The following is a 19315-nucleotide window of genomic DNA, read 5'->3' as shown; positions in this document are numbered from 1 at the left end:
TAAATATAGCGCCGATCAAATGTGAAATTACATCATGTAATCTATATAACCCGAGAAAGATCATCCCAGCAGCAAGAAATTAAAATTAACATTATTTTTATTGAGAAATATCATATCTGCAGAGAGTATTTGCTAATGCCGCCAATAAAATGGTCATAATCGCCACATCAGGCTATTGAATGCGCAGGCAATCATAATAAATAGCAGGGTATTTACTTTCATTGATTGAGAAGGTTAAGGATGAAATCTGACGGATTAGTTTATACCGATGAAAAAGAACTAGAGCGTTCTTCACGTTGTTGGGAGTATGGACGGGTCGATCGCGTGCGGGTCAGCGGCCCTCATGAAGCACGTTTGGTTCGTCCAGCCCATACCTTGATCGTCTATGACGGTTATCACTCGGCCGATGGCAGCACCACCATCAACGGTGACGTTTGGTTCGACCAAAAACGCACGTCGGCAACACGGGTTATAGGCCAGGTCGCCGATATCATTCCATCAGGGTGCGATTTTGACGCCATGAGCTATGCCGAAGGCACATTAAGCTATACCGCAATCTCGATTTCACCACGGTTGATTGAGTTAATGCCTGGCGGAAAAGCAGGCCTGATCATTGAACCTGGGGCAAACCTGCGCAACCCGGTGCTTAAACAGTTATGCCTTGGTCTGCAGCAAAGTGACAGCGAGCTGCACGCCGCTTCACTGATGATTGCCATGTTGGCTGAAGCTGCACGTTATCAGCACGCGGCAATACCGGACCGGCAACACCGTGAAATTCTTTCCCGGCCGGTGCGCGAACTGCTGGCCAGTTATATAGAAGACAACCTGGGTGAGAATATTACCTTGCAGGCCCTGGCGAAGATTGCCAACCTGAGCATTTTTCATTTTTCTCGTGCCTTTCGGCAACACTTTGGCCTGCCGCCCTACCAATATGTCTTATCACGGCGCCTGGAGCGGGCCCGTCAGCAAGTCACCCAAACGGCACTCACACTGACCGCCATTGCCCTGCAGTGCGGTTTTAGTTCACCCGGGCAATTCAGTACCCAATTTCGCCGTTACTTTGGCCAGACCCCTTCCGCTATGCGGAATAATCTTGGGAGGTAAGTACCACCAGGCCTCCCATCGGCTGGCACCAGCGCAATCTACATTGCCATTCGCCGGACTTTATTGCCCCTGCACAGCCAAAGCCTGAGCACAGGCCCAGGCCGAGCTCCAGGCCCACTGGAAGTTATAGCCCCCCAGCCACCCTGTCACATCCACCACTTCGCCGATAAAGTACAGGCCCGGCACCTTGGCGGCCTCCATCGTCTTGGAAGAAAGCTCTTTGGTATCCACACCGCCGAGCGTCACTTCTGCAGTACGGTAGCCTTCGGTGCCGTTCGGCTGCACGCGCCAATTCTGCAAAGTATCTACCAGCTCAGACTGCTGCGTCGGGTTCAACTGCTTCAGCGTGACTTCCGGTAATTGCCCTAACGTCTGCAGACACTCCACCAGACGCTTCGGCAGGTGCAGCGCAAGGGTGTTTTTCAGACTTTGATTCGGGTGAGCCTGGCGTTGCTCGTTAAGGAAGTCCGCCAGATCAAGCGCAGGAAGTAAGTTAACGCTTACAAACTCACCGGGTTGCCAGTAGCTGGAAAGTTGTAATACCGCCGGACCAGACAGGCCACGGTGGGTGAAAAGCAGGCTTTCGCGGAAGCTGACGCCATTTTCGGCAGTGATCACCGCAGGCACAGAGACACCAGACAGGGTCTGCAGATGTTCCAGCAACGGTTTATGCAGCGTAAAAGGCACCAGCGCGGCACGCGTCGGCAGTACTTTCAGGCCAAACTGCTCCGCCAGCTTGTAGCCGAACGGCGTAGCCCCCAGTCCCGGCATCGACAGACCACCGCTGGCCACCACAAGTGAGCGAGCACTCACTTTCTCACCATTCAGTGCCAGTTCGAAGCCTTCGGCGGTTTTTTCGACGCCCAGCACTTCGCTACGCAGGCGCGTTGTCACCTGACCCAGCTCACACTCTTTGACCAGCAGTTCGACCACCTGCTGCGCCGAGTCGTCGCAGAACAGTTGCCCCAGCGTTTTCTCGTGGTAGGCAATGCCGTGGCGGTTGATCAGATCGATAAAATCCCACTGGGTGTAACGCGCCAGTGCCGATTTACAAAAATGCGGGTTATTCGACAGGTAAGCGGCCGGTTCGGTGTACATATTGGTAAAGTTACAGCGTCCGCCGCCGGACATCAGGATTTTGCGGCCCGGTTTTTTGCCGTTGTCGAGCAGCAGCACCCGGCAACCGAGTTGCCCTGCCTGCGCCGCGCAAAACATGCCCGCTGCGCCCGCACCTATTACCACGACATCAAACTGTTCCACCTGCGCCTCTCTGAATAAAAATCACAATCGCGACAAAAGGCCGCCATATTAAGCCGAATCGCTACCGGTAACCGGCAACTTTACGGCGGCAGATTGTAAAGCCATGACACCGACAACACCATAGTAAGAAAATATTACAACGGGCAAGACAGCATAACGCACTGATATTTCATATCTTTGTCATACCACTGCCATCATTTCGTCATATCTAAATCAAAAAAACGTCATATTTTCCTTTTCCCCGGCCCCGGTTGTCACGGATAATGCGCGGCGTTCATGTCCACAAACTGGCGTAACGCTTATGCTGCATTTGTTCGCTGGCCTGGATTTCCATACCGGCCTGATGTTAATTCTCGCATTGTTGTTCGTGTTGTTTTATGAAGCCATTAACGGTTTTCATGATACGGCCAATGCGGTTGCTACAGTAATCTATACCCGTGCCATGCGCTCGCAACTTGCGGTCGTGATGGCTGGTTTGTTCAACTTTCTTGGCGTAATGCTCGGTGGTTTGAGTGTTGCTTACGCCATTGTTCACCTGTTGCCAACAGACCTGTTGTTGAACGTCAGTTCAGCACACGGATTAGCCATGGTATTTTCCATGCTGCTGGCGGCTATTATCTGGAATCTCGGCACCTGGTATTTCGGTCTGCCGGCCTCCAGTTCCCATACGCTGATTGGCGCAATTATTGGTGTAGGTTTAACCAACGCACTGATGACCCACACTTCGGTGGTGGATGCGCTTAACGTACCGAAAATGATTGGTATTTTCCTGTCATTGCTCATCTCGCCGCTGGTTGGCATGATGGTCGCCGGGTTGATGGTGTTTGCCTTGCGCCGCTATTGGAGTGGCACCAAGAAACGCCAGCGTATCCACATGACGCCTGCTGAACGTGAAAAGGTCGACGGCAAACGCAAGCCGCCGTTCTGGACCCGTATCGCACTGATCCTGTCGGCTATCGGCGTCAGCTTCTCGCACGGCGCCAACGACGGCCAGAAAGGTATCGGCCTGATTATGCTGGTGCTGATCGGCGTGGCTCCGGCCGGCTTCGTGCTTAATATGAATGCAACCGGTTATGACATCACCCGTACGCGTGATGCCGTTGCCCACCTGCAGCAATATTACCAACAGCACAGTGACGCCCTGTCACACGTGGTGGCTCTGACTCCGTTGGTGCCAAGCCCGGATGAGGACGTCTCGCCGGATAAACCCGTCGAGTTCCATTGTGACAGTGCCCGCGCCATGCCGGCGATTCAGCTTGCCTCAGGTTTGCTGAACAACCTGCAAAGTTACGATCAACTGACGGTAGATCAACGCAGCCACCTGCGTCGCCTGCTGATGTGCGTAACGGATACCGCGGACAAGGTCGCCAAACTGCCGGAAACCTCTAGCCAGGACCAACGCTTCCTGAAAAACCTGCGTCAGGATCTGCTGCAAACCGTTGAGTATGCACCGATCTGGATTATCGTCGCGGTAGCTCTGGCGTTGTCACTCGGTACTATGGTGGGTTGGCAGCGCGTTGCGACTACCATTGGCGAGAAGATCGGTAAGAAGGGCATGACCTACGCTCAGGGCGTGTCGGCTCAGATGACCGCAGCCTTGTCGATTGGCGTGGCCAGCTATACCGGTATGCCGGTTTCCACCACCCACGTCCTCTCTTCGGCAGTCGCCGGGACGATGATTGTGGACGGCGGCGGCGTGCAGAGTAAAACCGTGAAGAACATCCTGTTGGCCTGGTTATTGACCCTGCCAATCTCGATTCTGCTTTCCGGTTCACTGTACTGGTTGGCGCTTAAAGTGATTTAAGCAGCTCGCTCCATGTGAAAGGCGGCCCTGGTGGCCGCCTTTTCTTTGTCTGTCGTCGGAAAAACCGGCCGGATTTAATACCAAATCATCAACGCCAGCAGGCTGATCACCACCAGTCCACACAGCGCGGAGGTCAGCATAAACTGCCCACGCACCCGCTCACAGCGGCGAATAAACTCCGGATCGTGATGTTCTGTATAGCGCTGCGAGAAGATATAGCGCACCAGCCGTATCTGTTTACTCGGCTGACCGTGGGCGGTAAAGAAGCCACCGCCGTCGACATACTGATACAGCAGCGGGTCGCAGCCGCGCAAAACCACTAACAGCGCGCGCAGAGAAGAGTAATACCGCACCATGTTTAACACACACACCACACACAGAGCCCAAAACAGCGCGACGGTACTGATCATGATTGCCTCCTCAAGGCGTTGTTATCCACGGCGCTCCGCCGGGTCCAACTGCCCTACCTCTATACCATTACTGCGGGAGCCTACCGCTCCGATCCCCTTGGCACCGCACAGGCCGCGCAAAACCCACCGCCTCTGGAGGTCACCCATCGTTATGCAGATGCACATCGCGCAGGTTTGGCTCAGAGGAGTAATGATAAGGCCCATATTCATTATTGTAGGTTATTGAAACGCAACTGGCCTGAGCAGTAGATAAAATTTACCGTAACCCGCCAATTTGTCATCTATCGATTGGTTATAACTGATTCCCGCCCTGACTGATGGCTGACGGCCTTTTCCCCTGCCCAATGGGCTATTTGGGACTATACTCTGTTTAAGAATGCTTATATTTCAATCGGTCAACCTGCCAATAGCACCACGGGCGATAGGATTTTCTGCCGGGCGGGTGTAAAACTGACAGAGTAGCGATAAAGAGATTTTTTGATGCGGTGCAGTGTGATCGCCCCAACATATCATTATGTTATCTGAATGATAAAATGAAACCTAAAGCGCCAGGCTGGTACGCTGATGCCTGCTAACTTTTAATCGGCATTATATGGAAGGAGTATTCTCATGGCTTACAAACACATTCTGATCGCGGTAGACCTATCCCCAGAAAGCAAAATTCTGGTAGAAAAAGCCGTATCTATGGCGCGTCCGTACAACGCCAAAGTTTCCCTGATCCACGTAGATGTTAACTATTCCGACCTGTATACCGGCCTGATCGACGTTAATCTCGGCGATATGCAAAAACGTATCTCGGAAGAAACGCATCACGCCTTGACCGAACTGTCACAAAACGCCGGCTATCCGATTACCGAAACCCTGAGCGGCAGCGGCGATTTGGCGCAGGTGCTGGTCGATGCTATCAAGAAATACGATATGGACCTGGTCCTGTGCGGCCACCACCAGGATTTCTGGAGCAAGCTGATGTCCTCCGCACGCCAGTTGATCAACACCGTGCACATCGACATGCTGATCGTGCCGCTACGTGACGAAGAAGAAAAAGCTGAAGATTAAGTAAGCGCCCACTAACATTAGTCCCCAACGCCCGCAGCCGCGGGCGTTTTTCGTTCTTCCGCCATCATTAATCGCTTGATAATCAACCGCCCTCCAGTGATATAGTCGCTAAAGACACAACATCATTCCCCACGCTTTACCCATACCAATATCTATAAAAATAGTGGGGGAAAATTAATGCAAAAGGAGTTATCCATGGAACATGCCTTATCGGTAGAATCATTCTTGTCCTCACTACAACAGCATAATCCTCATCAGCCAGAATTTTTACAGGCGGTCAGAGAAGTCTTCACCTCGCTGTGGCCGTTTATCGAGCGCAACCCGCGTTATCGTGAATACGCCCTGCTGGAGCGCTTGGTTGAGCCGGAACGCACCATTCAGTTCCGGGTCAGTTGGGTGGACGATCGCGGCCAGGTACAGGTTAACCGCGCCTGGCGCGTGCAGTTCAACTCCGCCATTGGGCCCTATAAAGGTGGCATGCGTTTTCACCCGTCGGTCAATTTATCGATCCTGAAATTCCTCGGTTTTGAACAGACCTTCAAAAATGCACTGACCACATTACCGATGGGCGGCGGGAAAGGCGGTTCGGACTTTGATCCGAAAGGAAAAAGCCAGGCGGAGATCATGCGTTTCTGCCAGTCGCTGATGACCGAGTTGTACCGCCATCTGGGGCCAGACACCGACGTGCCCGCCGGAGATATCGGCGTTGGCGGTCGTGAGGTCGGCTTTATGAGCGGCATGATGAAAAAACTGTCCAACAACACCGCCTGCGTGTTTACCGGCAAGGGGTTGTCATTCGGTGGCAGTTTGATCCGCCCGGAAGCCACCGGCTATGGCCTGGTGTACTTCACCGACGCTATGCTGCAGCGTCACGGATTAGGCTTTGAAGGCATGCGGGTGGCGGTATCCGGGTCAGGCAATGTGGCGCAGTACACCATTGAGAAGGCGCTGGAGCTGGATGCGCGCGTCATCACCGTGTCTGACTCCGGCGGCACCCTGGTCGACGAAGCCGGTTTCACCACTGAAAAACTGGCCCATTTGGTGGAGATCAAGAATCAGCGCTATGGCCGGGTGGAAGATTACGCCCGCGAGCGCGGCCTGACCTATCTGGCCGGTCAGCAGCCATGGAGCATCCCGGTGGATATCGCCCTGCCGTGCGCCACCCAAAACGAGCTGGATCTGGAAGCCGCCCAAATGCTGATCCGTAACGGGGTAAAAGCCGTGGCCGAGGGCGCCAATATGCCGACCACCATTCAGGCGACAGACGCATTCCTGGACGCCGGCGTGTTGTTTGCCCCTGGCAAAGCCGCCAACGCCGGTGGGGTCGCGACCTCCGGCCTGGAGATGGCGCAGAATGCCGCGCGCATCGGCTGGCGAGCGGAGAAAGTGGATGTACGTTTACAACATATCATGGCGGATATTCATCACGCCTGCGTGGAATACGGCGGTGAGGGCAAGCAAACTCACTACGTACACGGCGCCAATATTGCCGGATTCGTCAAGGTTGCCGACGCCATGCTGGCGCAGGGCGTGCTGTAATCACTCAATAAGGTGATGTTGTTCACACATTGCTTAAATGTTTCAATGCCGGCGCTCAGACCGGCATTTTTTCCGCCAAAAAGCGATGTTCCTTCGCTCCAATCATTGCAAATATGTAAAACAATATGAGTTATATTGTTAATTAACTGATGATTTTAGGTGGTAAAATTACCACCCCTAAATTATTAAACATTTAATTAACATAAAAATCGCTATAATTTTACCTCAATGTGCACAGCTCACAGTTTTCAAATTCGGGTTACGCCCCCTCTTCCTTTCCTTTGTAATCTGCTCAGGTGGAAAAACAACCACCCCTACAGATAAAAAAGGTACAGCGAATGAAATTTAACCTCGCATTATTAAATGCATGTGTGGTTTCTGCGTGCATGTTATCAACAACACCTGCCTTAGCTGCTGAAAAGTACGAGATCGCCGTGGTTGCCAAAGTGACCGGCATTCCCTGGTTCAACCGTATGGAAGTCGGCGTCAACGAAGCGGCGAAAAAGCTCGACGTTAATGCCTACCAGACCGGGCCTTCTACCCCAGACCCGGCAGCACAGGTCAAAGTGATTGAAGACCTGATCGCCAAGAACGTTAACGCCATCATCGTGGTGCCTAACGACGCCAAGGTACTGGAACCGGTGCTGAAGAAGGCCCGCGAGAAAGGCATCGTGGTACTGACCCATGAATCCCCGGACCAGCAGATTGGCCAGTGGGACATTGAAACCATCGACAGCGAGAAGTATGCGCAAGCCAACGTCGATGAGCTGGCAAAAGACATGGGCGGCAAAGGTGGCTATGCCATTTACGTCGGCTCGCTGACCGTGCCGCTGCACAACGCCTGGGCGGATTCCGCCATCAAGTACCAGAAAGCCAAATACCCGGACATGTTCGAAGTGACTTCGCGCCTGCCGGTGGCGGAAAGTATCGATAAATCCTACGCCACTACGCTGGATTTGATGAAAACCTATCCGCAGATGAAAGGCATTATCGGTTTCGGCTCCCTCGGCCCGATCGGTGCCGGTCAGGCGGTCGCCAAGAAGCGCGCCAAGGACAAAATTGCCGTGGTGGGTATTGCCATGCCGGCGCAAGCCGCACCTTACCTGATGCGCGGCGACATCAAGAAAGCGCTGCTGTGGGACCCGAAAGATGCCGGCTACGCGCTGGTGACCGTCGCCGACCAACTGTTGCAGGGCAAGGAAGTGACCAAAGACTTGTCGATCGAAGGTTTGGGTAAAGCCGACGTCGATATGGATAAGAAAGTGATTCGGTTTAATAAAATTCTTGAAGTTACCAAAGATAATGCCAAATCACTGGGCTTTTAACCTTAAGTAATATTTCGCCACACCGGGAAAATCATTAAATAACGTCGGCGCGCAGCCCACCGCGCCCGACGATAATAAAAACCTGCACAGGTTAACGCTATGACCACATCCACCGCATTTATCAGCCTGGAAAATATCAGTAAACAATTTCCAGGCGTGCTGGCACTGGACCAGATCAACCTGACTCTAAATAAAGGCGAAGTGCACTGCCTGGCCGGACAAAATGGCTGTGGCAAAAGCACCATAATTAAAATTATTTCCGGCGTTTACCAGCCGGAAAAAGGCGCCAATATTTCACTGGAAGGCAAACTGTTTCATTCCCTGACGCCGCAGCTATCCGGTTATTACGGCATTCAGGTGATTTATCAGGATCTGTCTTTATTCCCCAATCTGACGGTGGCGGAAAATATCGCCATTCACCGCTACCTGCCCGGCGGCCATTTCTGGGTACGCAAGCGGATAATGCGTCAGACGGCACTGGACGCCATGGCGCGCGTCGGCGTGCATATCGATCCCGACAAGAAAGTCGAAAAGCTGTCGATTGCCGATCGGCAACTGGTGGCGATTTGCCGCGCCATTGCCGCCGAAGCGCGGCTGGTGATCATGGATGAACCTACCGCCTCGCTGACGCGTCAGGAGGTCAACGGCCTGCTGCGGGTGGTCAACGAACTGAAAGCGGCGGGCATCTGCGTGGTGTTTGTCAGCCACCGGCTGGATGAAGTGATGGAAGTCGCCGACCGCATCAGCGTGATGCGCGACGGCAAGCTGGTCGGCACCTACCCGGCAAGTGAGCTGGACAGTCATGAACTGGCGTTCCTGATGACGGGCCAACGCTTTCACTACAGCCAGTTACCCCCACGGGCAGAAGCCGACGGTGCGCCGCGACTCGAAGTGCGCAATCTCAGCCGACGTGGCAAATATCAGGACATCAATCTTTCCCTGCACGGCGGCGAGATCGTTTCGATCGTCGGGTTGCTTGGCGCAGGGCGCACCGAGCTGTGCCTCAGCCTGTTCGGCATGACCCGGCCAGACAGCGGTGAGATCAGGATCGACGGCCAACCGGTACGGCTACACAACAACCGCGAAGCGGTGCGCCAGGGCATCGGTTATGTGTCGGAGGATCGTCTGACGCAGGGATTGATCATGGAGCAGTCGATCTACGACAACACCATCGTCACGGTGTTTGATCAACTGCATACCCCGCTCGGGCTGCTGGATCATGCCAAAGCCGCCGGGTTGGTTAACCGCCTGATCCGCGATCTGAACATCAAGGTGTCCGACAGCGCGCTGCCGGTCAAAACCCTGTCCGGCGGCAACGCCCAGCGTATCGCCATCGCCAAGTGGGTAGCGACGCAGCCGAAGATCCTGATCCTCGACTCGCCGACCGTTGGGGTAGATATCGCCAACAAAGAGGGGATCTACCAGATCGCCAAAGATCTGGCGGCACTCGGCATGGCGGTGTTGATGATCTGCGACGAGATCCCGGAAGCCTATTACAACAGCCATCGGGTGATGGTGATGCGCAAAGGTGAGTTGATCGCCGAGTTTTCGCCGCACCACAGTACCGAACAACAGATCGCCGAGGTGGTGAATGGATAAGTCATTACTGGCCCGCCTGGCCGGGCGGCATGAGTTTTACCTTGGCCTGCTGGTGTTGCTGCTGGCCATCGGCCTGAGCGTCAGCACCAGCGAATTTCTGACGCTGGGCAACCTGACCGACGTGGCCACCAGCTACGCCATTCTCGGCATTCTCGCCTGCGGCCTGTTCGTGGTGCTGATTGCCGGTGGTATCGACATTTCGTTCCCGGCGATCACCGCTATCGCCCAGTACGTGATGGCCAGTTGGGTGATCCAGCACGGCGGCGGTTTCCCGCTGGCGTTCGTTCTGGCAATGGGCGTCGGTCTGCTGCTCGGGTTGGTGAACGGTTTTCTGGTCTACTGGCTGAAAGTGCCGGCGATCATCATCACCATCGCCACGCTGAACCTGTTCTACGGCCTGCTGGTGTACGCCACCAACGGCACCTGGCTGTATGGGTTCCCCGATTGGTTTATGGACGGCATCAGTTGGTTCTCGTTCCAGGGCACTGATGGCTATGACTACGGCCTGACGCTGCCGCTGCTGTGCCTGCTGGCAGTGATTATCGTCACCGGCGTGCTGATGAACTTCACGCGTCTCGGCCGCCAGATTTTTGCCATGGGCGGTAACCGCGATGCGGCGTCGCGCCTGGGGCTGAACCTGCTGCGGCTGCACTTCTACGTTTACGGTTACATGGGCATTCTGGCTGGCATTGCCGCGGTGGTACAGGCGCAGATCACTCAGTCGGTGGCCCCCAATTCGCTGCTCGGCTTCGAACTGACGGTACTGGCGGCGGTGGTACTGGGCGGCACCAGCATGACCGGCGGCCGCGGCTCGCTGACCGGTACGCTGCTGGGTGTGGTGTTGCTGGCCTTCCTGCAGAACGGTCTGACGCTGCTTAGCGTATCGGCCTATTGGCACCAGGTGTTCAGCGGCGCGATCATTTTGATCAGCATCAGCAGCACCGCCTGGAATGAAAAACGCAAGCTGGCCAAGGAGCTATGACATGATCCCATTAACCCGCCTGATCCCAAACGATCGGATCATCCGCCTGCAAAGCGCGATCATTATCATCGTGGCGCTGCTGTTCGCCGGGCTGCTTGGATCGCGTTTCTTCAGCCTCGGTAATTTCCAGTCGATCGCCTCGCAATTGCCGATCCTCGGCATGTTGGCGCTGGGCATGGGTATTACCATGCTGACCGGCGGTATCAATCTGTCGATTATCGCCGGTGCCAACGCCTGCTCGCTGGTGATGGCGGCCGTTATCGTCAGCCACCCGGATCAACCGCTGTTTCTGGTGCTGGCGCTGCTGGCCGGGTTACTGGTCGCCGTCGCCATTGGCGCGCTTAACGGCGTGCTGGTCGCCTGGGTTGGCGTTTCACCGATCCTTGCCACGCTCGGCACCATGACGCTGATCACCGGCCTGAACATTCTGCTGTCCAATGGCGCGGTGATCTCCGGTTTCCCGGCGGCGATTCAGTATCTCGGCAACGGCAGCCTGCTCGGCATTCCGGTGGCGCTGCTGCTGTTCCTGCTGGTTTCGGTGGGCCTGTGGCTGCTGCTGGAACACACCACGCTGGGGCGCAGCCTGTATCTGGTCGGCTCCAACGAGCAGGCCACCCGTTTCAGCGGGGTGAATACCGCCCGGGTGCAAATCGCGGTGTATATCCTGTCGGCCCTGCTCGGCTGGGGTGCGGCACTGCTGATGATGGCCAAATTCAACTCGGCCAAGGCCGGCTACGGCGAATCCTATCTGCTGGTGACCATTCTGGCCTCGGTGCTGGGGGGGATTAACCCGGATGGCGGATTTGGCCGGGTGCTCGGGCTGGTGCTGGCACTGATTGTGCTGCAAATGCTGGAGAGCGGCCTCAACCTGCTGGGCGTCAGCAGCTATCTGACCATGGCCCTGTGGGGTGCGGTGCTGATCTTGTTTATCGCATTACAGAATCGAAAAGCCTGACTGGAGAAAAATAATGGCGAGCTATTTTATTGGCGTAGATGTAGGCACCGGGAGTGCGCGCGCAGGGGTATTCGATCTCAACGGCCACATGGTCGGACAGGCCAGCCGAACCATCGATCTGTACCGCCCGAAGGCCGACTTTGTTGAACAGTCCTCGGACAATATCTGGCAGGCGGTGTGCAACGCAGTACGTGATGCGGTCAATCAGGCCGACATCAACCCGATCCAGGTCAAAGGGCTGGGCTTTGACGCCACCTGCTCCCTGGTGGTGCTGGACAAAGAGGGTCAGCCGTTGACCGTCAGCCCGTCCGGCCGTACCGAGCAGAACATTATCGTGTGGATGGATCACCGGGCGATCACCCAGGCCGAGCGCATAAATGCCACCAAACACCGGGTACTGGATTTCGTCGGCGGCATCATCTCGCCGGAAATGCAGACCCCCAAAATGCTGTGGCTGAAGCAGCATATGCCGACCACCTGGGCCAACGCCGGTTATCTGTTTGACCTGCCGGACTTTCTGACCTGGCGCGCCACTCAGGACGCCACCCGTTCGTTGTGTTCGACAGTGTGCAAATGGACTTATCTCGGCCATGAACAACGCTGGGACAAGAGCTATTTCAAACAGATTGGGCTGGAAGAGGTACTGGAACACGATGCCGCCAAGATCGGCAGCGACGTCAAAATGATGGGTGAACCGCTCGGTCACGGCCTCACCCAGCGCGCCGCCAGTGAGATGGGATTGATTGCCGGTACCGCGGTCAGCGTGTCGATCATTGATGCCCACGCCGGTACCCTCGGCACGCTGGGTGCCACCGGGGTTTCCGGTGAAGTGGCGGACTTTAATCGCCGCGTCGCGCTGATCGGCGGCACCTCCACCGGACATATGGCGATGTCGCGCACCGCACGCTTTATCCCCGGCGTGTGGGGGCCGTATTACTCGGCCATTCTGCCGGAATACTGGCTGAACGAAGGCGGCCAGTCCGCCACCGGCGCACTGATTGACCACATGATCCAATCGCACCCTTGTTATCAGGAGTTGCTGGCGCAGGCAAAAACGCAGGGCCTGACCATCTATGAAGTGCTGAACGCCCTGCTGCGTCGTATGGCGGGTGAGCCGGAGGACATCGCCTACCTGACCAAAGACATTCATATGCTGCCGTATTTCCACGGCAACCGCTCGCCGCGCGCCAACCCGACGCTGACCGGCACCCTGACCGGGCTGAAGCTGTCACGCACCCCGGAAGACATGGCGCTGCACTATCTGGCGACCATCCAGGCCATCGCGCTCGGCACCCGCCATATTATCGAAACCATGAACCAAAGCGGTTACAGCATTGATACCATCATGGCCAGCGGCGGCGGCACCAAGAACCCGATTTTCGTGCAGGAACATGCCAACGCCACCGGCTGTGCCATGCTGCTGCCGGAAGAGAGCGAGGCAATGCTGTTGGGCGGCGCGATGATGGGCACCGTGGCGGCCGGAGTGTTCGAAACCCTGCCGGAAGCGATGAGCGCCATGAGCCGCATCGGCAAAACCGTGACGCCGCAGACCAACAAGATCAAGCGCTATTACGATCGTAAATATCGTGTGTTCCATGAGCTGTATAACGACCACATGAAATACCGCCAACTGATGCAGGAGGAAGCCTGATGCAGCAGGAATGGCAGCGAGCCACACAGGCCTGGGCGGTCTACAGCCGGGAGTTGGCCCAGTTGGGTCAACGCATCGACGCGCAGACCTGGCAGCGGCTGCTGACCCGGTTGGCGGAGTGTCGGGGCAAGATTGTGGTCACCGGCGTCGGTACCTCCGGCATCGCAGCCCGCAAGATTGCCCATATGCTGGCCTGCGTGGAGCGGCCGGCCATCTACCTGAACGCCACCGATGCGGCGCACGGCGATCTGGGCTTCCTGCGCGGCGATGACCTGATGATTCTGATTTCGCGCGGCGGCAATTCCGACGAGTTGACCCGGCTGCTGCCGACGCTACAGGCCAAGGGCGTGCCCTTGATTGGCGTGACGGAAAATCCGGATTCGGCAATCGCCCAGGCGGCAGAGTTGGTGATCCGCACCGGGGTAGAAAATGAGATAGATCCGCTGAATATGCTGGCAACCACCTCTATCGTGCTGGTATTGGCGATTTTCGACGCGGCCTGTGCCTGTTTGATGGAACGCAGTGGCTACAACAAAGAAACGCTGCTGGCGGTACACCCAGGCGGGGATGTCGGCAAACGGTTACTGCAGGGGCATTAAGGTAACAGGGCTCAGCATGCTGAGCCCCTACACACATGCCGAGCCCGTAATCATTCTCAGGCTTTGTTAATCGCCTCGATAATCACCAACTGGTCACTCAAACGCTTTTTCGCCACCGGATCACTGGCGGCAGTTAACTGCGCCTGCAGCGCAGCCTGTTGCTGTTGACGTGCCAGTGGCTCGCTGAGCAGCAACCCTTTCACGTTGAATGACGCCACGTTGCCGTAACGCCCATCTTCGCTGGTAGGTACGCTAATTTTGCCGTCGTTCAGCAGTTTTTCGACGATCTTGCGCTCGCGGTCATAACCTTCCAGCCCGACCAACTGCCAGCGCTGTACCGCCTGCCCCTGATACTGGCCTTTCTTCACCTCGGTCAGATAACGAATGGTCAGATTACGGATGGTGCCCGCCTCTTCGCCGTATTCCACCTTGCTGTCAGACAGCACCGGGAACTGCATGCCTTCCAGCGCGCCGCCTTTTTGCGTCAGGTGCCCCATGCGGTAGCTGTTCATCCCCAGACGGATTGGCGTGCTGTCTGTCACCGGCGTGCCGTCGGCCATCCGCAGGTCACGGATGCGCTGCCCGGCCGGCTGGCGCAGGTCAATTTTGTAGGTCACGCCATCGAAGAAATCATTGGTCGAGTATTTTGATGCGCGGCGCTGCGGGTTGAAACTGTAGGTCACGTCGCCGTCATGCAACTGATTGAAGTAGCCCGCCGACCATTCCATGTACTTCTTCAACTCTTTGCCGCTGAGCTGATAAACGGTGATCTCGCCGCCGGCATATTGGTAGTTGAAGGCGATGTCCTTGGCGGTAATGGTACCGACGTTCAATTTTGGCCGGTCGTTATCAATCTGCAGCGCGATCACCTGCGCCTTTGGTGCATAGTAATGCCCGGCTTCCTGATACAGCTTGCTGATGCCGGTATCCTGCACGTGCACCTGCGGAATGCCTTTCACTGCATCCGGCGGCACCAGATCCTGACCGCTGAGCTGGGCAATCGGCCGATTGGCGTTGGCCCGCAAAATCTTGTGGTACGGCTGATAAATCTCTTCCAGCTTTTTATCAGACGTGATGCCTTTGATCGGATAGGTATAGCTGTCTTTGTTGATCAGCACGTACTTGCCGTTGTGCTGCTCAAACTGCAAATCGATGCGTGACAGCGCGCGGCCATATTTGTCCGGTTCGGTGACGATCACCCCGTTAATCACTTCTTTGTCGACTTTTACATGCATATGCCCGGCGACGATCGCCGCCAGTTCCGGGTTAGCCCGGGCAATATCACCCACGCCGGTGCCCGGTCGCTGGTTCTCATTGTCGATCCCCATGTGTGCCACCAGCACGATGGCGTCCACTTTCCCCTGGATCTGCTGGATCACCTGCTTCACTGCCTGGACCGGGTCGGTAAAGTTCAGTCCTTTCACCCGGTCGGTGCCTTTGGCGAATTCGGCAGTCATTGGCGTATCCATGCCGATAATGCCGATTTTTACCCCCTGGCGTTCGATGATTTTATACGCTGGCAGGTAGGGCTTGCCGCTGTCCCACAAAATATTACCAGCCAGTGCCGTGCCCTTGAACTGGTTCAGTGAAGTGGAAAGCGGTTTGAGGCCGAAGTCGAATTCGTGGTTGCCCATCACCCAGACGTCATAGTCCAGCGCGTTAAAGCCGAGGATCATCGGGCTGGTTTTGTCGTTCTTAAAGGTCTCGACAAAGTTGCCCTGAATGGTGTCACCGGCATCCACCAGGATCACATTCGGCTGTTGGGCGCGCACCTGATGCACCTGGGTGGCAATTTGGCTCAGGCTGCCGGCCAGATTTGCGGTATCGGTGGAGTAATCCCAGGGCACAAAGGTGCCGTGCAGATCAGAGGTGCCAAGAATGGTGATATTGACAGGTTCAGAGGCCATCGCAGAGGTACCCAGGCAAAGCAAAACGGCAAGGAGTGTCTTCTTCATTATCATCTAATTATAGGAGTGGAAATGAACAGGAATCATGCGATCTGGAACACAAGCTTGCCAGTATCTTTGCAAGGTAAAAAATAAAATTGGGAGGTAGATCAATGAATGCCTCCCTATTTAGCCATCTATACCCTAAATAATTGGCGTTGTATCAAGGCGGCAAGTTTGTAAATCCCCAGGAGCTTACTCAAGTAAGTGACTGGGGTGCGCAAATGCAGCCAACACAGATACAGCGTCAAGTATGACGGGGATAGGGCATGTATATATCGAAACGATGACTTTTCGTCGTCGACGCCGCATGCGCCTGTACGTTAGCCAACGGCGGGGCGTAATCCGGGCGTTTCACCACCACGCGCTTGGTCGCCAGGCGGCGGGCCGGCTCCAACAGACCATCGGCGTCATCGTCGCTGCCCACCAGCGACTGGAACACCCGCATCTCTTTCTTCACCAGCGCACTTTTCTGCTTATGCGGATACATGGGATCGAGATACACCACCTCCGGGCGTGGATCAATATCACCCAACGCCGTCAGGCTGGAGGCGTGTAACAGCGTCATGCGTTCACGCAGCCACGGGCCGATCTCCGCATCCTGATAGCCGCGCTGCAGGCCGTCATCCAGCAATGCCGCCACCACCGGATTACGCTCCAGCATCCGCACCCGACAGCCCAGAGACGCCAGTACAAAGGCATCGCGCCCCAGACCGGCAGTGGCGTCCACCACATCAGGCCGGTAACTGCCCTTGATGCCGACCGCCTTCGCCACCGCTTCACCGCGCCCTCCGCCAAACTTGCGCCGATGGGCCATAGTGCCGGAGACGAAATCGACGTAGATCGCCCCGAGTTTGGGTTCGTCACGCTTGCGCAGCTCCAGCCTTTCGGGCGTCAACACCAGCGCCATCAGCGCATCGTCGTCCGAAGTTAACTGCCAGCGTTCCGCCAGAATAGACAAGGCGCCGGGATCGGCGCCTTCTTCACACAATAAACACACGCTCACCGGTGGGGTTATCCTTTAATACCGTAATGGCGCAGCATAGCATCCAGCTGCGGCTCACGGCCACGGAAGCGTTTGAACAGTTCCATCGGTTCTTCCGAACCACCGCGCGACAGAATGTTGTCGAGGAAGGATTTACCGGTTTCGGCGTTGAAAATGCCCTCTTCCTCAAAGCGCGAATAGGCATCGGCCGACAGCACTTCAGCCCACAGATAGCTGTAATAACCTGCCGCGTAGCCCCCGGCAAAGATATGGCTGAAAGCGTGTGGGAAACGACCCCAGCTTGGTGAAGGCACGACCGCCACCATTTTTTTCACTTCCGCCAGCGTTGGCAGGATCTGCGCGCCTTTTTCCGGGCTGTATTCGGCATGCATACGGAAATCGAACAGGCCGAACTCCAACTGACGCAGAATGAACAACGCCGCCTGATAGTTTTTGGCTGCCAGTAACTTGTCGAGCATCTCTTTCGGCAACGGTTCGCCGCTCTGATAATGACCGGAGATAAACGCCAGCGCTTCCGGCTCCCAGCACCAGTTCTCCATAAACTGGCTCGGCAGCTCGACCGCATCCCATGGCACACCGCTGATGCCGGAGACACCGGCGGTATCTATCTGGGTCAGCATGTGGTGCAGACCGTGACCGAACTCGTGGAACAGCGTGGTCACTTCGTTATGGGTGAACAGTGCCGGCTTGTCGCCCAATGGACGGTTGAAGTTACAGGTCAGGTAGGCGACCGGTTTTTGCAGTTCGCCGTTGGCCTTGCGCAGACTGCCAACGCAGTCGTCCATCCACGCCCCGCCGCGCTTGTTTTCACGCGCATACAGGTCGAGGTAGAAGCTGCCGCGCAGTTCACCACTGGCGTCGAACAGGTCAAAGAAGCGCACCTCAGGATGCCAGGTATCCACATCCTTGCGCTCTTTGGCGGTGATGCCGTAAATGCGTTTGACCACTTCGAACAGCCCTTCCACCACGCGCTGCTCCGGGAAGTACGGACGCAGTTGCTCGTCGCTGATCGAGAACAAATGCTGTTTTTGTTTTTCGCCGTAGTAGGTGATGTCCCAGGCTTCCAGTTCATCCACGCCGTAATGCTGTTTAGCAAAAGCGCGCAGCTGTGCCAGCTCCTGCTCGGCCTGCGGACGGGCACGCTTGGCCAGATCGCTGAGGAAACCGAGCACCTGCTCCGGGTTTTCCGCCATTTTGGTCGCCAGCGATTTGTCGGCGTAGCTGTCAAAGCCCAACAGCTGGGCCAGTTCATGGCGCAGTGCCAGCGTTTCCGCCATCACTTCGCTGTTGTCCCACTTGCCGGCATTTGGCCCCTGATCGGAGGCACGGGTAGCAAAGGCGCGATACATCTCTTCACGCAGTGCGCGGTTGTCGCCGTAGGTCAGTACCGGCAGATAGCTTGGCATATCCAGCGTCAGCAACCAGCCGTCCTGCTCTTTGGCCTGCGCCATCGCTTGGGCCTGAGCCAGCGCGCTTTCCGGCAGGCCGCTCAGCTCGGCTTCACTGGTGATCAGCTTGCTCCAACCCATGGTGGCGTCGAGCACGTTGTTACTGTAGGTGGAACCCAGCTCGGACAGGCGCGCGACAATCTCGCCGTAGCGACGCTGTTTTTCCGGTGACAGGCCAATGCCTGACAGCTCAAAATCACGCAGCGCATTTTCTACCGACTTGCGCTGTGGTGCGGTCAGCTTATCGAACGCCGCACCTTCTTTCAGGCTGCGGTACGCCTGATACAACCCTTCGTGTTGCCCTACCCAGGTGCCGTACTCGGACAGCAACGGCAGCGCCTGCTCATAGGCCGTACGCAGTTCCGGGCTGTTTTTCACCGAGTTCAGATGGCCCACCGGCGACCAGATGCGCGACAGGCGATCGTCAGACTCAGCCAGCGGCTGACACAGGTTATCCCAGGTGAATGGCCCCGGTTGCGCGACAACGCGCTCTACCGCAGCGCGGCAATCGGCCAGGGCGGATTGCACCGCAGGCACGATATCTTCTGGGCGAATGACGGAAAACGGCGGCAGGGAAAACGGGGTCAGCAACGGATTTGTCATAGGGCAGTCCTGATTAGCGTTGGGGCCC

15 protein-coding genes are annotated in these 19315 nt (G+C 56.2%); 10 read left to right on the top strand and 5 right to left on the bottom strand.

What is annotated here, in order from left to right:
* Positions 1 to 240: 240 nt before the first annotated feature.
* The gene (locus BEI65_RS11490; RefSeq protein ID WP_099063445.1) at positions 241 to 1104 is read left to right on the top strand and encodes a helix-turn-helix domain-containing protein; all 864 of its coding nucleotides are present in this window, start codon (positions 241 to 243) and stop codon (positions 1102 to 1104) included.
* A gap of 60 nt (positions 1105 to 1164) precedes the next feature.
* Here the strand turns inward: BEI65_RS11490 and BEI65_RS11485 are convergent, their stop codons facing one another.
* Positions 1165 to 2364, bottom strand: coding sequence for an NAD(P)/FAD-dependent oxidoreductase (locus BEI65_RS11485; RefSeq protein WP_099063444.1), 1200 nt, complete (start codon positions 2362 to 2364; stop codon positions 1165 to 1167).
* A gap of 301 nt (positions 2365 to 2665) precedes the next feature.
* Here BEI65_RS11485 and pitA point away from each other — a divergent pair, with 301 nt between their 5' ends.
* Entirely contained in the window at positions 2666 to 4168 is a 1503-nt protein-coding gene (gene pitA / locus BEI65_RS11480; RefSeq protein WP_099063443.1) for an inorganic phosphate transporter PitA, read from the top strand.
* Between the two features lie 74 nt (positions 4169 to 4242).
* Here the strand turns inward: pitA and uspB are convergent, their stop codons facing one another.
* Positions 4243 to 4578 (bottom strand): universal stress protein UspB, encoded by a 336-nt coding sequence (gene uspB / locus BEI65_RS11475; protein WP_085119915.1) that lies wholly within the window; start codon positions 4576 to 4578, stop codon positions 4243 to 4245.
* Positions 4579 to 5187: 609 nt separating this feature from the next.
* Here uspB and uspA point away from each other — a divergent pair.
* From uspA to BEI65_RS11435, 8 genes are all read left to right on the top strand, one after another.
* Positions 5188 to 5634 carry a universal stress protein UspA gene (uspA, locus tag BEI65_RS11470; protein WP_044554836.1) on the top strand — a complete coding sequence of 149 codons (447 nt, stop codon included), beginning with the start codon at positions 5188 to 5190 and terminating at the stop codon, positions 5632 to 5634.
* A 195-nt stretch (positions 5635 to 5829) separates the two neighbouring features.
* On the top strand, positions 5830 to 7173 hold the full coding sequence (gene gdhA, locus BEI65_RS11465) for an NADP-specific glutamate dehydrogenase (RefSeq protein WP_099063442.1): 1344 nt from the start codon (positions 5830 to 5832) through the stop codon (positions 7171 to 7173).
* A 338-nt stretch (positions 7174 to 7511) separates the two neighbouring features.
* On the top strand, positions 7512 to 8498 hold the full coding sequence (locus BEI65_RS11460; RefSeq protein WP_085119918.1) for an autoinducer 2 ABC transporter substrate-binding protein: 987 nt from the start codon (positions 7512 to 7514) through the stop codon (positions 8496 to 8498).
* A gap of 99 nt (positions 8499 to 8597) precedes the next feature.
* Positions 8598 to 10097 (top strand): sugar ABC transporter ATP-binding protein, encoded by a 1500-nt coding sequence (locus BEI65_RS11455; RefSeq protein WP_099063441.1) that lies wholly within the window; start codon positions 8598 to 8600, stop codon positions 10095 to 10097.
* The gene (locus BEI65_RS11450) at positions 10090 to 11079 is read left to right on the top strand and encodes an ABC transporter permease (protein WP_099063440.1); all 990 of its coding nucleotides are present in this window, start codon (positions 10090 to 10092) and stop codon (positions 11077 to 11079) included. Before BEI65_RS11455 ends, BEI65_RS11450 begins: the two co-directional genes overlap by 8 nt.
* A gap of 1 nt (position 11080) precedes the next feature.
* A complete protein-coding gene (locus tag BEI65_RS11445; protein WP_099063439.1) occupies positions 11081 to 12034 on the top strand; it encodes an ABC transporter permease in 954 nt (317 codons plus the stop codon).
* 13 nt (positions 12035 to 12047) lie between these two features.
* Positions 12048 to 13685 carry an FGGY-family carbohydrate kinase gene (locus tag BEI65_RS11440; protein WP_099063438.1) on the top strand — a complete coding sequence of 546 codons (1638 nt, stop codon included), beginning with the start codon at positions 12048 to 12050 and terminating at the stop codon, positions 13683 to 13685.
* Positions 13685 to 14284 (top strand): SIS domain-containing protein, encoded by a 600-nt coding sequence (locus BEI65_RS11435; RefSeq protein ID WP_099063437.1) that lies wholly within the window; start codon positions 13685 to 13687, stop codon positions 14282 to 14284. The genes BEI65_RS11440 and BEI65_RS11435 overlap by 1 nt, the downstream gene beginning before the upstream one ends.
* Positions 14285 to 14340: 56 nt before the next feature.
* Here BEI65_RS11435 and BEI65_RS11430 read toward each other — a convergent pair whose 3' ends face one another.
* The 3 genes from BEI65_RS11430 to prlC all read right to left on the bottom strand — a co-directional run bounded on the left by BEI65_RS11430 (position 14341) and on the right by prlC (position 19287).
* Positions 14341 to 16239 carry a bifunctional UDP-sugar hydrolase/5'-nucleotidase gene (locus BEI65_RS11430; protein ID WP_099063436.1) on the bottom strand — a complete coding sequence of 633 codons (1899 nt, stop codon included), beginning with the start codon at positions 16237 to 16239 and terminating at the stop codon, positions 14341 to 14343.
* Positions 16240 to 16477: 238 nt separating this feature from the next.
* Complete coding sequence (rsmJ, locus tag BEI65_RS11425) at positions 16478 to 17236, bottom strand: 16S rRNA (guanine(1516)-N(2))-methyltransferase RsmJ (protein ID WP_099063435.1); 759 nt, start codon at positions 17234 to 17236, stop codon at positions 16478 to 16480.
* A gap of 8 nt (positions 17237 to 17244) precedes the next feature.
* Positions 17245 to 19287, bottom strand: coding sequence for an oligopeptidase A (gene prlC, locus BEI65_RS11420; protein WP_099063434.1), 2043 nt, complete (start codon positions 19285 to 19287; stop codon positions 17245 to 17247).
* Positions 19288 to 19315 lie beyond the last annotated feature (28 nt).

The sequence above is a fragment of the Serratia sp. BW106 genome (genome assembly GCF_002607755.1).
Taxonomy (GTDB): Bacteria; Pseudomonadota; Gammaproteobacteria; order Enterobacterales; family Enterobacteriaceae; genus Serratia; species Serratia proteamaculans.
The sequence above is the reverse complement of the archived record's forward strand: the minus strand, read 5'-3'. Positions and strand labels throughout refer to the sequence as shown.

Coding starts and splice junctions, on each gene's coding strand:
- BEI65_RS11490 (WP_099063445.1), top strand. CDS start 241: ATGAAATCTGACGGATTAGTTTATACCGATGAAAAAGAACTAGAGCGT.
- BEI65_RS11435 (WP_099063437.1), top strand. CDS start 13,685: ATGCAGCAGGAATGGCAGCGAGCCACACAGGCCTGGGCGGTCTACAGC.
- uspB (WP_085119915.1), bottom strand. CDS start 4,578: ATGATCAGTACCGTCGCGCTGTTTTGGGCTCTGTGTGTGGTGTGTGTG.
- uspA (WP_044554836.1), top strand. CDS start 5,188: ATGGCTTACAAACACATTCTGATCGCGGTAGACCTATCCCCAGAAAGC.
- BEI65_RS11450 (WP_099063440.1), top strand. CDS start 10,090: ATGGATAAGTCATTACTGGCCCGCCTGGCCGGGCGGCATGAGTTTTAC.
- BEI65_RS11430 (WP_099063436.1), bottom strand. CDS start 16,239: ATGAAGAAGACACTCCTTGCCGTTTTGCTTTGCCTGGGTACCTCTGCG.
- BEI65_RS11460 (WP_085119918.1), top strand. CDS start 7,512: ATGAAATTTAACCTCGCATTATTAAATGCATGTGTGGTTTCTGCGTGC.
- BEI65_RS11440 (WP_099063438.1), top strand. CDS start 12,048: ATGGCGAGCTATTTTATTGGCGTAGATGTAGGCACCGGGAGTGCGCGC.
- gdhA (WP_099063442.1), top strand. CDS start 5,830: ATGGAACATGCCTTATCGGTAGAATCATTCTTGTCCTCACTACAACAG.
- pitA (WP_099063443.1), top strand. CDS start 2,666: ATGCTGCATTTGTTCGCTGGCCTGGATTTCCATACCGGCCTGATGTTA.
- BEI65_RS11455 (WP_099063441.1), top strand. CDS start 8,598: ATGACCACATCCACCGCATTTATCAGCCTGGAAAATATCAGTAAACAA.
- BEI65_RS11445 (WP_099063439.1), top strand. CDS start 11,081: ATGATCCCATTAACCCGCCTGATCCCAAACGATCGGATCATCCGCCTG.
- prlC (WP_099063434.1), bottom strand. CDS start 19,287: ATGACAAATCCGTTGCTGACCCCGTTTTCCCTGCCGCCGTTTTCCGTC.